The following is a 21206-nucleotide window of genomic DNA, read 5'->3' on the forward strand; positions in this document are numbered from 1 at the left end:
AGGGTCTTTTAGCTTTAAGCTTTTGCTTTAAGCTATACCATGAGGGATATTACCACATCAAAAGAAAAGCTTTTAAAAAAGGTGCGTAAGGCGCTTTTAGAGAAACGCGACAATCCCTATCCAAACCTGGAAGAACTGCCCATGTATCCGCCGATGGATGAGATGCTGGAAGTGGTTTTTGCCGAACAATTTACAGCAGTTAGCGGCCAGTTTGTTTTTTGCGAAGACGAAGTGCAGTTTGTTGAGAGCTTGCTTGAACTTGCCGAAGAACGTAAATGGCATAAAATATATTGCTGGGAACCCGCCCTGCAAGACTTGCTCAAAACCTACGAATATCCCTTTTTTGAGACCGATAAAGACTTTGACCAGGCCGAAGTAGGCTTTACCCTTTGCGAAGCCTTAATAGCGCGTAATGGCAGTATATTGCTTTCTAACGCTAATGCGGCAGGCCGTAGGTTAAGCATTTACCCGCCGGTGCACATTGTGCTGGCTTATACATCGCAGTTGGTGCCCGATCTTAAAGACGGCTTTAAACTGCTAAAGGATAAATATGGCCCACGTATGCCATCAATGATAAGCAACGTTACCGGACCAAGCCGCACCGCCGATATCGAAAAAACCCTGGTATTAGGCGCACACGGCCCAAAAGAACTTTTTGTTTTCTTACTGGACGGATAATTTGCTGCGGCAAGCTTAATCTGAGAAGCTGTTATAATAGCTTCAAATCTTCCAGCTCACATTCTTCTAATACCTGGCGCTGACTTAGCTTTTTATGGTCTGCCCATTTAATAAGGCGAATGTAACCACCTTCAATTTCTATCCCTGTAATATCACCATCATCAAAACAGCAGCAACCGCTGTTAAAATAGGTGTCCAGGTAACCATTAAAATCGGGTTGGGTATGGCCCTTTAAGTGCAACGCGGTGATCTTTTTCTCTATATCGGCTGCCTTTGCCGTGTCTTTCGCTTTTTTAGCGTTTTCAAGGCCGGTGTATAATATCTCCAACTGCGTTAACGACCGAAAGACGGGCTGGTGGGTGTGCCCGGTTATCAGCAGCATATTTTTTCGCTGGCTGCTCCACTCATACATCATACGGTTATGTTCTGTTTTTAACTGGTTATTGTAGGCCGGTGTATTAGGGTTAATACGCAAGTAGCCCTGCAACGGCCCCCAAATATCAGATACAAACCACTTACTAAACCAATTGCCATCGCTTTGCATATCGCCCTGGTGGCCATGTGTCATAAATATCTGCAGTTGCTTATCCTTTAGCTGGGTTTGCAAAACTACGCCTTCGTATATCCTTATAGCCTGCCCATATATCTGCATCAGGCTTACGGCCGCCAATGGGTCGTTGCCCCAGTACAGATCGTGGTTGCCAAAAATTTTCACAAAACGGTCATCATCAATAAACAGCTTCTCTTTTTCGAAAGTGCTTTTATTATGGCGCTTAACCGTTACAAACAAGTTTTCCCATAGCTCCTCGCTGTCGCCAAGGTTAATGTATGTAAAGCCCTCTTTATAATAATGATCGAGCGCGGCTAAATAGTTGCCTGCCGATTTAGCAAAAATATCTGCACCGTCCCGTGCACCTTTATGCTGGTCGGACAGGATGATGAACTTACCATCGGCCGCGTTAAAGGGGATAACCATGCCCTTTTTACCCAGCTTGGTGTTAATGCTTTTGTAAAGCGCGTTTAACGCCCTGTTTACACGCCCCTTGTTTGGCCTCGACGAATACTTGTCGGCCAGTTTTGATAGCGGTTTGTATAATAAGCGTTGTAAAAAATGGCGCATAGGTATGATAACAGGCGAAATAACTATTTGTTAAATTTTTTCAATACAATTGCTATTTGCTAAAAATATTAGCAATTTTGTGTTATGTCGCATGCAGATAACCCGGAATTTTTTAAGGGGAGAGGGGCCCAGGTAAATACCCATAACAAGTTTTTAAAAAGCAAATATGTACTTGAGCATATTGAAGGGCTTGACGAGCAGCTACTGGAAAACACCCATACCCAGCTTTTTGAAGAGAACCCAAAAAAGATAGTCAGCGAATCTAACAGCCCCGATCTTAGCCACATGCACTCTATTAACCCTTACCAGGGTTGCGAGCATGGCTGTATTTACTGCTACGCGCGTAACAGCCACGAGTACTACGGCTTTAGCGCCGGCCTTGATTTTGAACGGAAGATAATTGTTAAACGCAACGCGCCGCAACTGCTCGAAAAACATTTTAATAAAAAGGGATACGAACCTGTACCCATTGTGCTATCGGGCAATACGGATTGCTACCAGCCTATAGAGCGTAAATTAAAAATTACACGCGCCTTGCTGCAGGTGTTTTTAAAATACCGCCACCCGGTAAGCATCATCACAAAAAACAATGTGGTGCTGCGCGATATGGATATTTTAAGCGAAATGGCAGCCATGAAGTTGGCGCATGTAAATATCTCTATCACCTCGTTAAACGAGTCGTTAAGGCAAAAGCTGGAGCCGCGCACCGTTACCGGCATGAGCCGCCTGGCGGTTATTCAAAAACTTACAGAAAAGGGTATACCGGTAAGGGTAATGGTAGCGCCCATTATTCCCGGGTTAAATAGTAACGAGATACCCGACATTATTAAAGCGGCTGCCGACAGGGGCGCTGTATCGGCAGGGTTTACCATTGTGCGGCTTAACGGCAGTATTGCCGAAATATTTACCGACTGGATACACAAAGCGTATCCGGACAGGGCCGAAAAAGTGTTGAACATGATAAAGGCATGCCACAACGGCAACCTTAACGATAGTGACTTTGGCCGCCGAATGAGCGGCGATGGTCATGTGGCCAACTCCATACACCAATTATACCGCATGGCATGCGTTCGTTTCCTGGCGGGCCGCGAAATGCCGCCGTATGACCTTAGCTTATTTATGCCCCGTGACGGAAAACAGACGAGTATGTTTTAACTCACATCCTCAATCTTAAAGAAACCGACCTGCCCAGTGCCTGTATCAATTCAGGGTCGAAGGTTTGCAGGCCGTCTTTTTGCACCCATTTGGTTTTATCCTTCACTAATTGCAGCTTTTCGCCGTTAAGTAATAGGTCGAGTTCGGTAGTATTTTGGTTAATTAAGTTACTATTAACTATTTGGTAAACATAGTCTTTATCATCAAATGTTATTCGCAGTGGCAGTCCCATTAGTCTTCATCCTCCTGTTGTAAAGGTAAGCTCTAAACGCCAACAGGCCATTTTTATTTGAAAAAATTATAAAAAGCCAGTCGTTGCCTTTATAAATACCTCATCGCTATCTCTGGCATTTTCACGTGCTTAGGCACCTTTTTTACACGCATTGTAACATTTTGGTTATATCCTCCGTCTTGTGCTCCTATAATGGCCATTAAATAATCACAATTAACACACAAGCGGTTAGTTAGCAACTACTTGTGTTAAATTTTTTAATTAAATCAATAAGAATGAAAATACATTTATCTCTAAAATCGCTCATACTTGCGGTTGTTATTGTAGCAAGCGCACTTGCTTGCTGGGAACTACACCTGCGCAATCAGGGCATTGCGCCCGACTTTGACGACAGCCCGGAATTATGGGCCAATTCGCGCGCCATGGTTTACGAACCATCTGATAAAGCCACCGTTTTTATCGGCTCATCGCGAATTAAGTATGATTTGGATATCCCTACCTGGGAAAACTCCGCCCACACTCACGCTATTCAGTTAGCCATGGTGGGTTCGTCGCCACGTACTATTCTTAGCGACCTTGCAAACGACCCTAACTTTAAAGGGAAACTTGTTGTAGACGTAACAGAGGTGCTGTTTTTTAACGATGCTCCTTACGTTTTGGCATCACCTGGCGAAGGTATAAGCTATTACAAGAAACGCACACCAGCACAAAAGGCAAACTTTGTATTTGATAAATACCTTGAAGCCAACCTGGCCATGCTGAATAAAGACTTTTATTCGTTAAATGGCTTACTTAACCACACCGGCGTACCCAACCGCACGGGTGTTTATGCAGGACTGGATTTTCCGGTAGGCTTTGGCCAAACGCTATATAACAGGCAAACTAAAATGACGCCCGCCTTTTTAGCCGACACCAATCGCATTAACCAGGTGCGGGGCATATGGGGCTGCGTTGCTAAAATGAGTAAGGAACCGCCTGTAAGCGGTAAAGCATTGGATGCCATTTTTGCATCAGTTAAACATGATGTAGACAAAATAAAAGCAAGGGGCGGCGATGTTGTTTTTTTACGCACGCCATCAAGCGGCCCGTTTTTTATGGGCGAAAATATGGGCTATCCTCGGGCTAAATATTGGGACAGGTTAATTGCTGTAACCGGCTGCAAAGGCATCTACTTTACAGATTACCCTGCACTGGCCAATTTGGTATGCCCCGAGTTTTCGCACCTTAAACCCAGCGATGCTGTATTGTATACCAAAGGCATGCTAAATGCCCTTAAACAACAAACCGACTGGAAATTATAATTCATAATCTATCTCCTAAAATCTATCCTTATTTCATCATGATATTTAATTCGTATACGTTTGTAGCATTTTTCGCTGTTATGCTGGTGCTACACAACCTTCCGCTGCCATGGAAGGTGAAGAAAACCAATTTGCTATTGGCCAGCTATTTATTTTATGCGGCCTGGAACCCGCCCTTCATTCTGTTATTATGGGCTTCTACTGTTGTCGACTTTTTTGTTGGTCGAGCACTGTATACACAACAAAATAAAATTAAACGCAGGGCGCTATTAGTGGTTAGCCTAATTGGCAACCTGGGTATGTTGTGCTTTTTTAAGTATGGTAACTTTTTTCTGGAAAACTTTGTAGCTTTAAGCGACGCCATTGGGTTTAACTATCACCCCGCGCAGCCAAGCATTATTTTACCGGCAGGTATATCGTTTTATACCTTTACCACGCTGTGCTATACTGTAGATATGTATAAACGCGAAAGCAAACCTGTAAAATCGCTGCTTGACTTTTCGCTTTTTGTTACATTTTTTCCGCATTTGGTTGCAGGGCCAATTGTACGCCCGCCGCAATTGGTGCCGCAGTTTGAAACTCCGCGCAAAGCCACAAAGCAAAACCTGTTAGATGGCCTGCTGCTATTAACACTGGGGCTTTTTATGAAGGTGGTACTTGCTGATAATATGCTGGCCGCAACCGCCGATACCGTTTTTGGCTTTGCAGGCAAGTTAGGCTCGCTGGATGCCTGGGCTGGTGTGCTCGCCTTTTCAGGGCAAATATTCTTTGATTTTGCCGGCTACTCTACCGCCGCTATAGGGGTGGCTTTATGCCTGGGTTTTGTGTTGCCGCAAAACTTCTTATATCCATATGCTGCTACAGGCTTCTCTGAGTTTTGGCGCAGGTGGCATATTACCTTATCATCATGGCTGCGTGATTATTTATACATCCCACTGGGCGGTAACCGCAAAGGAAAATTCAGGACATATATTAACCTGATGATCACGATGCTGATAGGTGGCCTGTGGCATGGTGCCAACTGGACGTTTGTTGCGTGGGGCGGCCTTCATGGTTTATATTTATGGGTAGAGAAAGCCATAGCTGATAAAAAACGAAAACAAGCCTCCGTATTATCTACAAGCAATACCGAAACTGTTTTATCTACAGCGTCTATTGTTCCGGAATTAAAGTTGAAGGATAACATTTTGAAGGCCTTATTTACTTTTTTACTGGTTTGCATTACCTGGGTTTTCTTCCGCTCGGCCACATTTTCCGGCGCCTGGAACATTCTTAGCTCAATGTTTACACAAAGCGCAGGTATTAAGCCGCTATTAACAAGTATTGCCATTATAAAAGTGGCCGTAGTTATACCGCTAATGCTGTTTTTTCACTGGGTAATGCGCAATACAACTGTTTTAAAAACCGCCGGCAAATTGCCTTGGTGGGGCGTGGCTTTGGTTTGGTCGGCAATGTTTATCATGATCGTCTTAAGCCAGGAGTCAAGCAAATCATTTATTTATTTTCAGTTTTAACGATATGGCTGTAGCTATTTAAGCGCGTTACACCGGCTTGCAGCGAGTGGAGGTAACTATACCCGAATGCTTATGCAAGCTGGTTCCTATATAAATTACAGCATAAAAAAAAGCCCCGTAAACGGGGCTTTTGTATTAGTTTTATATGTGGTTTGCTATTAAACAGCAGCTTCTTCTTCCAAAGCCATTTGCTCGTCAACCAAAATACGGCCGCAATGCTCGCAAACGATAACTTTTTTACGCTGACGGATATCCGACTGGCGTTGTGGAGGTATCTGGTTAAAGCAACCAGAACATGAATCGCGCTGAATGGTTACAACAGCTAAGCCATTTTTAGCGTTGCTGCGTAAACGGTTGTAAGCAATTAACAAACGCTCGTCGATAGTAGCGGTAGCTTTCTCGGCTTGTGTTGTTAACTCCGTTTCTTCTTTTTCAGTTTCGGCCGTAATGGTGCCTAACTCATCTTTCTTAGCATCAAGGTCGCTGCGACGTGCTTCCAGGTCGGCAAGTGCTTTTTCGTAAATGGTGGTTTTTGATGCGATCTCGAAACCGTACTCGCGAATTTTTTTCTCGCTTACTTGTATATCTAAGCCTTGTATCTCAATTTCTTTCGAAATGGCATCGTACTCGCGGTTATTTTTAACCTCGTTAAGCTGCGTTTCGTATTTTTTTATGTTCGATTGAGCATCTTTGATCAGGTTCTTGCGGGTTACAATTTCGTCCTCAAGGTCATCAAGCTCGTTTTTGATCTTTTGTATGCGGGTTTCTAATCCGGCAACGTCATCTTCCAAGTCGGCTACTTCCATAGGCAGCTCGCCTCTTACCTGGCGAATCTTATCAATTTTGGTGTGGATGAGTTGCAGGTCGTATAAAGCTTTAAGCTTTTGTTCTACGGTTTGTTCCATTAAATAAAATATTTGACGGGGTTTGTATTCACTTTTGTTAAACGGACCGCAAAGTTAACAAATTTTTTCTGAATAATTTCATACAATAATTGTTGCGTAAATTGCTCACTTTCAAAATGTCCAATGTCGGCAATCAATATCTTTCCTTCGGCATCAAAAAACTCGTGGTATTTGTAATCTGCCGTAATAAAAACATCGGCACCGGCTGCTATGGCATGCTTTAATAAAAAGCCACCCGAACCGCCGCAAACAGCCACTTTTTTAACCTGCTTACCAGTAAACGCTGTGTGCCTTATAACGGCGGCCTGCATCTTTTCTTTTACCTCAGCCAAAAAATCGTCCTGCTCCATTGGCAGCTCAAGTTCGCCTATCATGCCGCTTCCTACCTGCTGGTGCTGGTTGGTAAGGGCATACAGGTCATAGGCCACCTCTTCATAGGGGTGGGCCAGTACTAATGCCATGATGATTTTGCTCTCCAAATTAGCCGGGTAAACGGTCTCTATCCGCACCTCTTCTTCGTGGTGGCGTATGCCGGGCTCGCCTACGTATGGGTCGCTGTTCTCGTCTCCTTTAAAAGTGCCTGTGCCTTCGGCGTTAAAACTGCATTCGCTGTAATTGCCAATATTACCCGCCCCTGCATGGAACAGCGCATTACGCACCTGGTCGGCTTGTGCAAGCGGCACATAGGTAACCAGCTTTTTCAGGATATTATGTTTTGGTGCAAGTATATGTGTATTAACAATACCCAGCGTTTCGCAAATGCGGGCGTTAACCCCGGTATGGATGCTATCTAAATTGGTATGGATAGCATAAATAGCGATATCGTTTTTAATGGCCTTTTCTACCACCCGCTCCACATAAGTTTTACCATTAAACTTTTTTAGCCCTTTAAATACAATGGGGTGGTGCGATACAATAACCTGGCAACCCGTAGCAATAGCCTCATCAACCACGGCTTCGGTGCAATCAAGCGATACCAGCGCCTGGGCTATGTCCATATCCGGCCGCCCTACTATAAGGCCCGAGTTATCGTATTCTTCCTGGTAGGCCAGCGGGGCCAGGCTTTCCAGGTAAGCGGTAAGCTGTGCTAATTTCATAATTCATCTAAGTTTTTTATCCCCTGTATTCAGCACAGGTAAGCTATCTATTCCGCCTTCATCCAAACTACCTTTTGTTCGGGCTGATGAGGCTGTGCTATTACATCTGCGTACAAGGCCGGTCTGCGGGCTTTAATATATCTATAACCACCGGCATCTGTTAATTTATCGGCAGTGGCCGTTGCTATAACCATATCGTCATCAAAAGTACGGCATTCGGCCACAATGTCGCCAAAGGGGTCTATTATCATCGAGCAGCCGTTTTTTACCTGGTCGTCATCCATGCCTATCGGGTTAGAAAACACCGCGTATAGTGCGTTATCATAGGCTCTTGCGGGCAGCCATTTCATTAGCCAGGCCCTGCCCTTCAGCCCGTCAAATTCTTGCCTAAGTGTTGTTGGATCTGTTTCGCGGTTTTGCCAAAGTGCCGGGTCAACAAAGCCGGCTCCGGGGCGTGGCGAGGGTGTACACATGGTAACATGTGGCATAAATACAATATCAGCGCCAAGCAGTTTTACAGCGCGAACGTTTTCAATAACATTATTATCGTAACATATTAATATGCTGCACTGCCAGCCGTTTATATCAAAAACTACATACTTATCGCCGGGTGTAAGGTGCGGATTTATAAAAGGGTGCAATTTGCGGTGTTTGGCAACCAGCCCATATTTATTAACACAAACGTGCGCCTTGAATAAATTGCCTTCGGTATCCTTTTCAAACAACCCGGCTAAAATGGTAATGTCGAGCTCGCGTGCAAAGTCGGTAAGTTTTTTAATACTCGGGTCATCAGGTATAACTTCGGCTAAATCAAGCATTTGTTGTTTATTTAAATGCCGGGCAAAGCTATAGCCGGTTACCGAACATTCGTGAAAAGCAACAACATGCGCCCCTTGCGATGCTGCTTTTGTTGCCAGCCGCTTAATTACTGATAAATTGTAGTCTTTATCGCCGCTTTTATTTTCAAACTGCGCAGTAGCAATTTTTAGGTTTTCCATTTTAAACGAGTGAAAACAAATATAATGGTTATGCTTTCATAAACACAAAAGCCCTATCACTTGATAAGGCTTAAAAACAACAAGATCAAAACTATTGTAATATTTTCTTTGGCGCCGGCCGTGGTTACGGCCTTCCAATGCTTACAATGGTTTTGATCTTTGCTTGGTTACAAGTGTAGCACAGTACTATGCAGCATGTACTTTTCTTGCTTTCATGGTTTTTAGGTCGCTTAATAAAATGCTCATTAGCTGTTTATCAAAGTTCGACACTAATTTTATTGTGGTTGGTTTTTGGTAAGTTTTCATCATCGTTTATTTTAAATATGTAAAGTATTATTATTGGTAAATGCCCATTTTAACAACATGGAAGCTTTCGTAAGCCATTTTTTGGTTGTACTCCATTGCCAGTGATTTGTGGTTGATAAGGTCCATTATCGATCCTATAAAACACAAGCCTATGGTAAACAGATACAATAAGCCCATACCTACCTGGCCTGTCATAAAACGTTGTAATCCCGGCACTAAAAACATGCCTACTAACGAGAATATCAAAACATCCTGAGGGCTTTTTCTTTTGCTGGTATAAACCATATAAAAGTTTTGTTTTTGAGCATCAGTCAGGTCATTGGTGGCCTGATACAAAAAAGTCATTTCCTCGGTAGTGATACCATCTAATGACATATAAGGATTGTAAGTGTCCATTTTTTTAATTGTTAGTTGTTAATGATGATGTAAAACTAATATCCGATTAAAAATTAACCTATACAAAACTGGCAGCCAGTAATAAACTATCGGTAAAGCGGGGAAATATTACGGTGAAAACAGCAGGTTTTTATTCACCGATATTACTTATTGGCGGAAAGTAGCGGCGGCTACGAAGCAGGGTGACTATGCGGTATAATATAATGCCGGTGGCGGGTATACCCAACCAATGCGCGTGAAAAGAGTTTTTAATATCGCCATGAAATAAATAGGCGATGGCATGCCCCAGGCCGCAACCTGGGCACCAGGAAATGCCCATGGCTTTTAAGGGGCATAAACTAAAATGGCTTTTACCTACCGGGTTGGTAAAAGCCAGGCAAGTTAAAGCCACTATCCAGAATATTAATTCAAAGTACCGGTTAAAAAGTTTTTTAATCAACCTTGTTGCTTTTGGTGGTCAGCAATAAAGATACACCGAAAGCAATTATAACCCCAACCAATAATGCACCAAAAATACGCCCGCTAAAGCTTTGAAAGCTGGTATCGTTGCCGGATAAGGTGTAGTTAATATAAACAATACCGGCAAATACAGTAATTGCACCGCCAACCAATAATATTTTAAAGCTCTGTATAAGGGCCTCTAAAAAGCCCATCTGGCCCTTTAACTCGCCATCCCTAAAGTTTTTTACGCCAAAATACAGGCCTATAAGCGGTATCAAAACCGATATATACTCAATAGGCGATGTTTTGCTATCTGCAAGGTTGTACCCGGTGGTACGCATTACAAATATCCAAATGATACTTAAAACGCCTATTAATAGGCCAAAGATTACCGAGTTCTTCATGTTGTATAAAGTTTAGTAAATGCTTAGTCGTCGAAATATCATTTAAAAGTAAACAATAGGGCAAATTGTTTGCTATAATTTTTTGATAATTAACAAGCGCCAATTAAAAAGGCGTTTTTACGTATATTTGCACTGTTTTGAACATCCGTGATATATTAGAGCGATATAAAGCTGACGAACGGGTAAAGGCATTAGCGGCAGCGTTAAATGCCGGTAAAAACCCAAGAGTACAGCTGCGTGGTTTAGTCGGATCGGGTGATGCGGCCATGGCGGCAGCATTGTATTTTTTGCAGCACAAGCCTATCATATTTGTACTGCCCGAACGTGAAGAGGCCGCTTACTTTATGGCCGATCTGGAAAATCTTACCGGCAAGGATGTATTGCTTTTCCCATCATCGTACCGCAAACCATTTGAATTTACCCAGCCAGATAGCAGCAACGTTTTAGCCCGTGCAGAGGTTTTGAACGAGCTTAATCACTCAACCGAATATGGGCAGCTTATTGTTACCTACCCCGAAGCGCTGGCCGAAAAGGTAATAGATCGTGCGTCGCTTGAAAAAAACACGCTCGAAATATCGGTAAACAATAAATTGAGCATCGATTTTATTACTGAGTTTTTGGTTGAGTATGATTTTGACCGGGTAGACTTTGTGTACGAGCCGGGGCAATTCTCTGTTCGTGGGGGTATTGTTGATATCTTCTCTTTCTCGCACGACCTGCCTTACCGGGTGGAGTTTTTTGGTGATTTTATTGAGTCGATACGAACCTTCGAGATAGAAAGCCAGTTATCTGTTGAACAGGTAAAGCAAATTACTATTGTACCTAACGTGCAATCGAAGTTTTTAACCGAGAATAACATATCGCTTTTAGAGTATGTGGATACCGGCACACAGGTTTGGATAAAGGACGTACAGTTTACGCTTGATATTATACAAACCGGCCACAAAAAAGCAACTCAGTTATGGAAAGCGCTATCTGCCGGCGAGAAAAACCAAAATCCCGACTGGATAGACCCCAAATTTAGCTTTACCGACGAAAAATTAATAGCCGACCAGCTGCACGACTTTCCGGTGGTAGAATTTGGCAAGCAGTTTTTTTACCGCGAAGCCAGCCCCATTAATTTTGACATGCGCCCGCAGCCGTCTTTTAACAAAGACTTTAGCCTGCTGATACATAACTTTAAAAATAACGAAGCCGAAAAGATAGAGAACTACATACTTACCGATTCGGCGCGACAGGTTGAGCGGCTTTACGCCATCTTAGAAGACCTGGACAAAAACGTAAAATTTACCCCCATCAGCGTATCTATACGCGAGGGGTTTATTGACCGCGAACAAAAGCTGGCTTGCTATACCGACCACCAGATATTTGACCGCTATTACAAATACAAACTAAAAAAGGGCTATCAGCGCTCGCAAGCCATCACTCTTAAAGAACTGCGCGACTTAAAGCCGGGCGATTTTATAACCCATATAGACCATGGCATTGGCAAATACGCCGGACTGGAAAAAGTAGAGGTGAATGGCAAAACACAAGAGATGATACGCCTTGTGTATGCTGATAATGACCTGCTGTATGTAAATATTAACTCGCTTAACCGCATTAGCAAATATAGCGGCAAAGAAGGGACACAACCCCGCATGAACAAGCTGGGCACCGATACCTGGGAACGGCTAAAAAAAACCACAAAAAAAAAAGTTAAAGACATTGCCCGCGACCTTATAAAACTTTACGCGGTACGCAAGGCGCAGGATGGCAATGCCTTCTCGCCCGATAGCTATTTACAAACCGAGCTGGAAGCATCCTTTTTATACGAAGATACCCCCGACCAGGAAAAAGCCACTGTTGATTTTAAAAAGGACATGGAGTCGCCGCACCCTATGGACAGGCTGATATGCGGCGATGTGGGCTTTGGTAAAACAGAGATAGCCGTTCGTGCGGCATTTAAAGCGGTTGCCGATAGCAAGCAGGTAGCCATTTTGGTGCCTACCACCATTTTAGCGGCCCAGCATTATAAAACCTTTAGCGACCGGTTAAAGGGCTTCCCGGTAAATATTGATTACGTAAACCGCTTTAAAAGCAGTAAGCAAATAAAAGACACCTTAACCAATTTAAAAGAGGGCAAGGTAGATATCATTATAGGCACGCACCGTTTGGTAAGTAAGGATGTTAAGTTTAAGGACCTTGGCCTGATGATAATAGACGAAGAGCAAAAGTTTGGCGTGAGCACTAAAGAAAAGCTGAAGCAAATGCGCGCCAATGTAGATACGCTTACGCTTACTGCTACACCTATACCCCGCACGCTGCACTTTTCGCTGATGGGGGCAAGGGATCTGTCTATTATATCAACACCGCCGCCAAACCGGCAGCCCGTTGTTACCGAATTGCATGTGTTTAACGATACGCTGATAAAAGAGGCCGTTGAGCACGAAATTGAGCGCGACGGGCAGGTATTCTTTATCCACAACCGCGTAGCCGACCTGCCACAATTGGGCGCGATGATACACAAGCTGGTACCAAAAGCCCGCGTAGGTATCGCGCACGGCCAGTTAGAGGGCGATGCCCTGGAAGACGTGATGTTGAAATTTGTGAATCACGAATACGATGTGCTGGTGGCTACTACAATTATTGAGGCCGGCCTGGATATACCAAACGCCAATACCATTATCATCAATCATGCCCACATGTTTGGCCTTAGCGACCTGCACCAGATGCGCGGTCGTGTGGGCCGTAGTAATAAAAAGGCTTTTTGTTATTTGCTAAGTCCGCCTTTATCAACCCTTACCAACGAGGCGCGTAAACGATTGAGCGCTATTGAAGAGTTTAGCGACCTGGGCAGTGGCTTTAACGTAGCCATGCGCGATCTGGATATTCGCGGCAGCGGTAACCTGTTAGGTGCTGAACAAAGCGGCTTTATAGCCGAGATAGGTTTTGAAATGTACCACAAGATACTGGACGAAGCCATACAGGAGTTGAAAGAAGATGAGTTTAAGGGCGTTTTCCCTGATGACAAGCCGAGGCCTTTTATCTCGTTCACCCAAATTGATACCGACCAGGAGATATTAATACCGGATGAGTATGTAACCAGCATAGCAGAACGTTACAACCTTTACACCGAACTAAGCAAGCTGGAGAACGAAACTGAGCTGGCCGCTTTTCAGCAGCAGTTACACGATAGGTTTGGACCAATACCCCCACAGGTAAACGACCTGTTGAACAGTATGCGCCTGCAGTGGCTGGGTAAAGCCGTCGGCTTTGAGAAAGTGTCGCTTAAAAAGAATGTACTACGCGGCTATTTTATCACCAACCAGCAGTCGGCTTATTTTGAAACGGATGCATTTAAAGAAGTGCTGAGCTTTGTGCAGCGCAACCCGCGACGTACCAATTTAAAAGAAGTTAAAAACACCCTGCGCCTAAGTGTAGAAAATGTAACCAGTATTGATGCCGCGGTTGAAGTATTAAGCGAGATCGCATGGGTGGGGGTGTAACTATCCCTTCTTTTTATAAATACCTTTCAAATTTCTGCCCAACTCGCGGTAATCCAATCCGTAGCCCACAACAAACTGGTTAGGTATCTGGAAGGCTACATAACGCAGTTCTTCTATACTATGCTCAATCGAGTCGGGTTTTAAAAGCAGGCTGCAAACAGTGATGGATGCAGGGTTGCGCACCATTAGTTTCTCTATTAAAAATTTGATGGTGTTGCCGGTATCTATAATGTCTTCTATCAGGATAATATCGCGGCCTTTAATATCAATGGTCAGGTCAAAATCATCGCGTATTTTACGGGTGCTGGATACCCCACCGAAATACGAGGCCAGCTTAACAAAGGTAACCTCGCAGGGCACAACAATCTCTTTTACCAGGTCGGCAATAAACAAAAAGCTGCCGTTAAGCACGCCCACAAAAACCGGCGAACGGCCTTCAAAATCCTTATTTATCTCCTGTGCTACTTCAACAATACGCTCCTGTATCTGCTGGTGCGAAAACAGCGGCTCAAATTCAAGGTCGGCTATGCGTAATTCCATGAGGGCAATATAAATAAATATGTAAATAACGCTTGTAAAATTATCGTAAAAGTTCACCTAAAATAAGCAGCCATTTGTATAATCTGTTTAAAATCAGCACAAAGCAGGCCTTATCTCTGTTAAGAAAGTATAAAACACTATCTTTGCATCCTTCATGATCGATCACCAGGTACATACATTAGCCAACGGCATACGCATATTATTTAAACATTCGCCATCGCCCATAACACACTGCTGTTTTGTGCTTAATGCAGGCTCGCGCGATGAATTACCCAATAAAGAAGGCCTGGCCCACTTTATTGAGCACCTGCTGTTTAAAGAGACTCAAAGGCGCAACACCCCACAAATTTTAAACAGGCTTGAATTAGTGGGTGCCGACCTTAATGCTTATACCACTAAAGAATATACCTGCATACACGCCTCGTTGTTAAAACAACACCTGGAGCGCACTGTAGACCTGTTTGAGGATATCCTGTTTCATTCTACCTTCCCGGCAGACGAGATGGAGAAAGAGCGTGGGGTGATACTGGACGAAATTGCATCATACCTGGACCAGCCCGAAGAGGCCATTCAGGATGATTTTGAAGAATTGCTTTTTGCCGGGCACCCTATAGGCAAAAACATTTTAGGCACTCCGCAAACAGTTGCCGTATTAAATGGCGACGATATTAAACAGTTTATTGCCGCCAATAATAATACCCATCAAATGATTTTTGCGGTATATGGCGACTACGACTTTAATAAACTGGTTAAGTTATGCGACAAGTATTTTGGCACGGTAGCAGAAAATACATCAGTTAAGCACCGCGAGGAGCCTCAATTAATTGCCGGCGGTTATCACGTAGTTAAAAAGCCTATCGCGCAAACGCATTGCATATTAGGCAGCAGGGCCTACCCTTCATCGCACCCTAAAAAGTATGGTTTGTTGCTGTTAAATAATATTTTGGGCGGCATGGGCATGAGCAACCGCCTGAACCTTGAAATACGCGAGAAACATGGCATTGCCTACACCATCGAATCTAACTACACCTCGCTTACCGATACAGGCATATTCTCGATATATTTTGGCACCGATGCAGGCAAGGCCGAAAAGGCTTTAAAGCTGGTACATAAAGAGCTAAAGAAACTACGCGAACAAAAATTAGGCGCTGTGCTTTTGCGCCAGGCTAAAGAGAAGTTTATTGGCCAAATAGCATTAGCCGAAGAAAACCGCATGAGCCTTATTATATCAATGGCTAAAAGCCTCCTTGATTTTAATCATATCGATTCGCTTGAAGACATTTTTGCTAAGATAAATGCTGTTACAGCCGAAGATCTGCTGGAGATAAGCAACGAAATTTTCGATAATGACCGTATGATAACCTTATTATTTGAGCCTAAAGACTAAAAATCTTATTTTTGTGCGATGAAATATCCTATTGTAGCATATGGCGACCCAGTTTTAAGGCGGAAGGCTCCTTCGATAGAGCCGGACGAATATCCGCATATAAAAGAATTGGTGGGCAATATGTTCGAAACCATGTACGGAGCACGCGGCGTAGGATTGGCGGCGCCACAGGTTGGCCTGTCTATGCGTTTGTTTGTTATTGACGCTTCGGTTTTTGATGATGAAGAGCCGGAATTAAAAGACTTTAAAAAAGCATTTATCAATGCTGAAGTGTTAGAAGAGAGCGGCGAGCCCTGGTCATTTAACGAGGGCTGCCTAAGCATACCCGATATTCGCGAAGATGTATCACGCAAGCCCGTTGTACGCCTGAGCTACTACGACGAAGATTGGAAACACCACGAAGAAACTTTTAAAGGCATGGCCGCACGCGTGATACAACACGAATACGACCATATAGAAGGTAAGCTGTTTACCGACAAACTGAACCCGCTACGAAAACGCCTTATAGAGAAAAAGCTGAACAATATTTCGAAAGGCTTGGTTGATGTAGACTACAGAATGAAATTCCCGGACGCTAAGAGAGGCAGATAGAGGCCACTATTTAGGCCGTTAGCCTAAGTATAGAAAACAAAAAAGGATGTTGGTAACCAACATCCTTTTTTGTTTCGTTATTATCTGATCTCTTACATTAATTCTTCGAGCCGTCGCTTATAGATTTTATCAGGCTTCCCCAGGCAAATGGGTTAAGCAGGGGATTAGTAATTGAGTGCGAGTTGACGATGTTGGTGTGCATTTGCGCGGCGTTGGCGGCCTGCTGCTCCTGTCCGTCACGCGGAAGCGTGTTGGTCATGGCTACTATTGATGCTCGGCTTATATTTTTACGGGCTATCTCTAAATCGTCGTCGGCCAGCTTAGCTGTTATAAAATCTTTTCTGAATTCGTCCGTAGTGGCCCACGGAAATACTCTTACCATTGGCAAGTTGGTTATCTGCGGCTTTATCATTACCTGCAGGGTATAGCTCTTATTTTTAACATTGGCAGGTATAACCACCTCTACAGGTGCGTAGCCAATAGCTGTAAAGTGCAGGGTGTCTTGCTCATGTACTACAAAAGAAAAATAGCCTTTATAGTTGGATACATTGGCCACATTATGATTAGTTGAATTGGTAATATTTACATAAGGTACAATTACCCCTGTACTATCGGCATTATATACCACACCCGTAAATTGCACAAGCGGCTTCTCGGCCTTTTGCGCAAATGCAGATAGCGATGCAAATAAAAATAATATACCTATTAACTTCTTCATTGTATAACCTGTACTGTAAACACGCTTGTTTGGTTTTAATAAACGTGTAAAAATACATTATTGAAATAATCCGGTCTTCAATTTAACAATTCTTAACACTATCGCAGGTTTTCGGGCAATACGGCATTAGGGTCATCAATATCCGTTAGGTTTACGGCCTCAATTCCGGCAATCTCGGGTACGGCCTTCAGTATGGCCTGCTCAATACCAGCCTTAAGGGTCATGATGCTCATTGGGCACGATCCGCATGAGCCAAGCAACCTTAGCTTAACCACTTTTTCAGGGGTTATTTCTTCTATAGAAACGTTACCGCCATCTGCCTCTAAATAAGGGCGAATGGTATCTAACGCTGCTTCCACCTGATCTAATAAACTCATTTTAATTAAATTATAAAGTAAAGTTATTAATTATTTACCACATTTAAGTTATTTGCCCTTTGGGCATTACTTATAGATACCTGCTGCGCCACGCGCCTGGCCATTTCCATAAATGCGCTGTTCATTACGCCGGCTTCGTCTAATACTATCGGGCGCCCGGCATCACCGGAGTCGCTTATTCCCTTTATAAGTGGTATATCGCCCAAAAACGGAACATCCAGTTGTTGCGCCAGTTTTTGACCGCCGCCCTGGCCAAATATGTAGTACTTGTTCTCAGGCAACTCGGCAGGTGTAAAGTACGACATGTTTTCTACTATGCCCAGTATAGGCACATTAATGGCATCCATCATAAACATGCCAATTCCTTTTTTAGCATCTGCAAGGGCCACATTTTGCGGCGTAGTTACAATTACCGCTCCTGTAACCGGGAATGTTTGCGTAATGGTAATGTGTATATCGCCTGTGCCGGGTGGCAGGTCGACCACTAAATAGTCAAGATCGCCCCAATCGGCATCATTAAACAGCTGTTTAACAGCTGTTGATACCATTGGCCCGCGCCATGGCACAGGCTGGTTAGGATCGGTAAAAAAGCCAATAGATAGTAGTTTGATGCCAAATTTCTCAATAGGCTCTATCCGGGTTTTACCATTCTCCTGGCTCGCCCTTGGCCGTTCGCCTTCCAGGCCAAACATAATAGGGATAGAGGGGCCATAAATATCGGCATCTATCAAACCAACTTTCGCGCCCGTTTTTGCCAATGCAAGCGCCAGGTTAACCGATACGGTAGATTTACCTACCCCGCCTTTACCCGATGCTACAGCAATAATATTTTTAACACCCGGCACCCCGGTGTTTTTTTGTGAGGTTACCCTTGATGTCATGTTAACAGTTACCTCAATATCTTTGCTTATAAAGTGCCCAATGGCATTGCGGCAAGCATTTTCTATCAGCGCCTTTAAGGGGCATGCCGGCGTAGTTAACACTACCGAAAAGCTAAGCCTATTGCCGTTTATAGCAATGTCCTGTATCATATTCAGGGTCACCAGGTCTTTTTTCAGATCCGGCTCTTCTACATTACTCAGGGCTTGTAAAACTTGTTCTTTAGTAAATTCCATATTTATTTAATTGCAAAAATACGAAAACAGGTAGCTGCTTGCGTTTGTTAAGAAAACATTTGCTGAAACTAAGCGTTTGCAGCACATTAGATTTAGTTTAGTTTTGGAGTAAATTTCACAAATGCGCGCGATCCGTATCAACATCAATCCCAAATATATTCGTATTGCTGGTATAGTAGCTGCTGTTATAGTAGTTATTATTTTAATTGGCGGGTATGTAGCTTATTCTAAACGCGAAGCATTGCTGCAAAAAGCCATTTACAAAGCTAAGGCAAAAGCAAAAAGAGATTATAATTTAGATGTAAAAATAGGTTCGGCACATTTTACCGGCCTCAGCTCGGTAGCTTTTTCAGATATTGCTGTAGTGCCTTATCAGCGCGATAGCTTGCTTTCGGTAAAGGCATTTAGTGTAAGCGTAAAAATACTACCCCTTATATTTGGCAATGTTAAACTGGCCGATGTATCTCTTAAGGATGCCCACTTAAACTTAACCAGCATTAAGGGTATTAAAAATTTCGACTTCCTTTTTAAAAAGAAACGAGATACTACCAAAAATACCAAAATTGACCTGTCGGATGTATCCGATAACCTCATCAACGAGGTTTTGTATAAGATACCGGATAATCTTACACTTAACAACTTCCTTATTTCTTTTACCGATGATACTACCCATCTTAAGCTGCTTGCCCAAAACGCACTGATAAAAGATGGTAAGTTATCGTCGACCATTAAGGTTGATGATGGGGCATCAACCTGGCATTTTGATGGTATAATGCACCCATCAGATAAAGATATTGATGTAAGGCTTTACGCCGACGGCAAAAAGGTAGAGTTACCCATTATCGAAAAGAAATATAAGCTAAAACTGAACTTTGATACGCTGACCACCAAACTGATAAAGGTTAAGCATGGCGACGGCGAAACTAAGATTTATACCTATTGCGCCGTGCGCAACCTTTTGGTTAACCACCCGGGGCTTTCGGTAAGTGATATTATAGTGCCCAACGGATCAATTGATGCTAACGTTTTTGTAGGCTCTAACTATCTTTCGTTAGACAGTTCGTCTGTAATACACTTAAAAAAGCTTACGGCTAACCCATTTTTAAAATATACACTTAACCCTGTTAAGATATATGAGATGAAGATACGCACAGGGTGGATAAATGCCCAGGATGTGTTTGATTCTTTCCCTACCGGGATGTTTGAGTCGTTAGAGGGGATGAAGGTATCGGGCAAGCTAAACTATAACCTTAACATGTTTTTAAACATGGCACATATAGATGATATGGTGTTTGATTCGCGTTTAGACAAGGATAACTTTAAAATACTAAAATACGGCAAAGCCGACCTGGGCAAGCTAAATGGCGTTTTCACCTATACCCCATACGAAAGGGGAAAGCCAATGCCTTCGTTTGTTGTTGGCCCGCAAAACCCTGATTTTACGCCTTTACAAGACATCTCGCCCAACCTGCGAAATGCGGTGATGACAGCCGAAGATCCCTCTTTCTATACCAATCATGGCTTTGTTGACGAGTCTATCCGCAAATCATTTGCTACAGATATAAAGGAGAAGAAATTTAAAAGGGGCGGTAGCACCATATCTATGCAGTTGATCAAGAACTCATTTTTAAGCCGTAATAAAACCCTTTCACGCAAAATTGAAGAAATATTAATTGTTTGGCTGATAGAGAATAACCGCATCATGACCAAAAACAGGATGCTGGAGGTATACTTTAATATAATTGAATGGGGCCGTGGCATTTATGGCATTGGCGAAGCTTCGCATTACTATTTTGGCAAATCACCATCGGAGTTAACTATTGGCGAAAGTATTTATCTGGCCAGTATTGTGCCTAATCCTAAAGCCGGCTTATATGCTTTTCAGCCCGATGGAACGTTAAGGCAGGGCTTGCATGGCTATTTTAACCTTATTGGCCGCTTAATGGCCAGCAGGGGGTACACCAGCCGGGATACTAATGCCTATGGTTTTTACAGCGTACGCCTTCGCGAGGGGCTTCGCCAGCAAATAGCACCTATTGATACCGCCGTTGCCGATAGTTTGATGCACCAAACTGATGAAGACGACAACATGGTAATACCAGTAGTTGAAGAGACCAAAAAACCAAACTTCTTTCAGCGGTTATTTGGTAAAAAGGACACCACTCAGGCTAAAGTAGAAGAAAAGATTAAAGAGACCAACGAGGCTATTAAAACACGCCTAAAACAAGAAATTGAACAGGTTAAAGCCGATTACAAGAACCGCATAAATAATATAGATACGGCAGGCAAAACCAAAAAAGAAATTAAGGAAGAAAAGAAGCGCTTGAAAGAAGAAAGCAAACAAAAAGAGCGCGACCTTAAAGATAAAATGCCTTAAACACTTTATTATTATTTTACACTGACAGTTACATTACCTAAGCATGACGCGGTTGCGTGTTTAAAC

The 21206-nt window shown here is 43.3% G+C and carries 20 protein-coding genes; 8 read left to right on the forward strand and 12 right to left on the reverse strand.

From position 1 onward, the window contains the following. Positions 1-39 precede the first annotated feature (39 nt). Positions 40-678, forward strand: a complete 639-nt coding sequence (locus tag FFF34_012425) for a hypothetical protein (protein TSD64702.1) — start codon at positions 40-42, stop codon at positions 676-678. A 31-nt stretch (positions 679-709) separates the two neighbouring features. Here FFF34_012425 and FFF34_012430 read toward each other — a convergent pair whose 3' ends face one another. Then, positions 710-1798, reverse strand: coding sequence for a metallophosphoesterase (locus FFF34_012430; protein ID TSD64703.1), 1089 nt, complete (start codon positions 1796-1798; stop codon positions 710-712). Between the two features lie 84 nt (positions 1799-1882). Here FFF34_012430 and FFF34_012435 point away from each other — a divergent pair, with 84 nt between their 5' ends. Beyond that, entirely contained in the window at positions 1883-2953 is a 1071-nt protein-coding gene (locus FFF34_012435) for a PA0069 family radical SAM protein (GenBank protein ID TSD64704.1), read from the forward strand. 1 nt (position 2954) lies between these two features. Here FFF34_012435 and FFF34_012440 read toward each other — a convergent pair whose 3' ends face one another. After that, complete coding sequence (locus tag FFF34_012440; GenBank protein ID TSD64705.1) at positions 2955-3185, reverse strand: hypothetical protein; 231 nt, start codon at positions 3183-3185, stop codon at positions 2955-2957. Positions 3186-3460: 275 nt separating this feature from the next. Here FFF34_012440 and FFF34_012445 point away from each other — a divergent pair, with 275 nt between their 5' ends. Further along, positions 3461-4486, forward strand: coding sequence for a hypothetical protein (locus FFF34_012445; GenBank protein TSD64706.1), 1026 nt, complete (start codon positions 3461-3463; stop codon positions 4484-4486). A gap of 38 nt (positions 4487-4524) precedes the next feature. Then, the gene (locus FFF34_012450; GenBank protein ID TSD64707.1) at positions 4525-6000 is read left to right on the forward strand and encodes an MBOAT family protein; all 1476 of its coding nucleotides are present in this window, start codon (positions 4525-4527) and stop codon (positions 5998-6000) included. A gap of 158 nt (positions 6001-6158) precedes the next feature. On the opposite strand, the gene FFF34_012455 is transcribed toward FFF34_012450, so the two are convergent. From FFF34_012455 to FFF34_012480, 6 genes are all read right to left on the reverse strand, one after another. Beyond that, positions 6159-6905, reverse strand: a complete 747-nt coding sequence (locus tag FFF34_012455; protein TSD64708.1) for a hypothetical protein — start codon at positions 6903-6905, stop codon at positions 6159-6161. Beyond that, positions 6905-8002, reverse strand: coding sequence for a Nif3-like dinuclear metal center hexameric protein (locus tag FFF34_012460; protein ID TSD64709.1), 1098 nt, complete (start codon positions 8000-8002; stop codon positions 6905-6907). Before FFF34_012460 ends, FFF34_012455 begins: the two co-directional genes overlap by 1 nt. 47 nt (positions 8003-8049) lie before the next feature. Next, positions 8050-9000: a nitrilase gene (locus FFF34_012465; protein TSD64710.1), complete on the reverse strand. Its 951-nt coding sequence runs from the start codon at positions 8998-9000 to the stop codon at positions 8050-8052. A gap of 336 nt (positions 9001-9336) precedes the next feature. Continuing rightward, a complete protein-coding gene (locus FFF34_012470) occupies positions 9337-9702 on the reverse strand; it encodes a TM2 domain-containing protein (GenBank protein ID TSD64711.1) in 366 nt (121 codons plus the stop codon). 130 nt (positions 9703-9832) lie between these two features. Beyond that, positions 9833-10138 carry a DUF2752 domain-containing protein gene (locus FFF34_012475; GenBank protein ID TSD65067.1) on the reverse strand — a complete coding sequence of 102 codons (306 nt, stop codon included), beginning with the start codon at positions 10136-10138 and terminating at the stop codon, positions 9833-9835. Further along, on the reverse strand, positions 10134-10547 hold the full coding sequence (locus FFF34_012480) for a DUF4199 domain-containing protein (protein TSD64712.1): 414 nt from the start codon (positions 10545-10547) through the stop codon (positions 10134-10136). Before FFF34_012480 ends, FFF34_012475 begins: the two co-directional genes overlap by 5 nt. A gap of 137 nt (positions 10548-10684) precedes the next feature. Here FFF34_012480 and mfd point away from each other — a divergent pair, with 137 nt between their 5' ends. Continuing rightward, positions 10685-14035: a transcription-repair coupling factor gene (gene mfd / locus FFF34_012485; GenBank protein ID TSD64713.1), complete on the forward strand. Its 3351-nt coding sequence runs from the start codon at positions 10685-10687 to the stop codon at positions 14033-14035. On the opposite strand, the gene hpt is transcribed toward mfd, so the two are convergent. Then, complete coding sequence (gene hpt, locus FFF34_012490; protein TSD64714.1) at positions 14036-14575, reverse strand: hypoxanthine phosphoribosyltransferase; 540 nt, start codon at positions 14573-14575, stop codon at positions 14036-14038. A 154-nt stretch (positions 14576-14729) separates the two neighbouring features. Here hpt and FFF34_012495 point away from each other — a divergent pair, with 154 nt between their 5' ends. Further along, positions 14730-15962 carry an insulinase family protein gene (locus FFF34_012495; GenBank protein ID TSD64715.1) on the forward strand — a complete coding sequence of 411 codons (1233 nt, stop codon included), beginning with the start codon at positions 14730-14732 and terminating at the stop codon, positions 15960-15962. An 18-nt stretch (positions 15963-15980) separates the two neighbouring features. Further along, positions 15981-16553: a peptide deformylase gene (locus FFF34_012500; protein ID TSD64716.1), complete on the forward strand. Its 573-nt coding sequence runs from the start codon at positions 15981-15983 to the stop codon at positions 16551-16553. Between the two features lie 97 nt (positions 16554-16650). Here FFF34_012500 and FFF34_012505 read toward each other — a convergent pair whose 3' ends face one another. From FFF34_012505 to FFF34_012515, 3 genes are all read right to left on the reverse strand, one after another. Beyond that, complete coding sequence (locus FFF34_012505; GenBank protein TSD64717.1) at positions 16651-17271, reverse strand: carboxypeptidase-like regulatory domain-containing protein; 621 nt, start codon at positions 17269-17271, stop codon at positions 16651-16653. A 98-nt stretch (positions 17272-17369) separates the two neighbouring features. After that, the gene (locus tag FFF34_012510) at positions 17370-17648 is read right to left on the reverse strand and encodes a NifU family protein (GenBank protein ID TSD64718.1); all 279 of its coding nucleotides are present in this window, start codon (positions 17646-17648) and stop codon (positions 17370-17372) included. Between the two features lie 26 nt (positions 17649-17674). Next, positions 17675-18763 (reverse strand): Mrp/NBP35 family ATP-binding protein, encoded by a 1089-nt coding sequence (locus tag FFF34_012515; GenBank protein ID TSD64719.1) that lies wholly within the window; start codon positions 18761-18763, stop codon positions 17675-17677. Positions 18764-18884: 121 nt separating this feature from the next. Here FFF34_012515 and FFF34_012520 point away from each other — a divergent pair, with 121 nt between their 5' ends. Beyond that, positions 18885-21140: a penicillin-binding protein gene (locus FFF34_012520; protein ID TSD64720.1), complete on the forward strand. Its 2256-nt coding sequence runs from the start codon at positions 18885-18887 to the stop codon at positions 21138-21140. Positions 21141-21206: the final 66 nt, after the last annotated feature.

It is taken from the genome of Inquilinus sp. KBS0705 (assembly GCA_005938025.2).
Lineage (GTDB): Bacteria > Bacteroidota > Bacteroidia > Sphingobacteriales > Sphingobacteriaceae > Mucilaginibacter.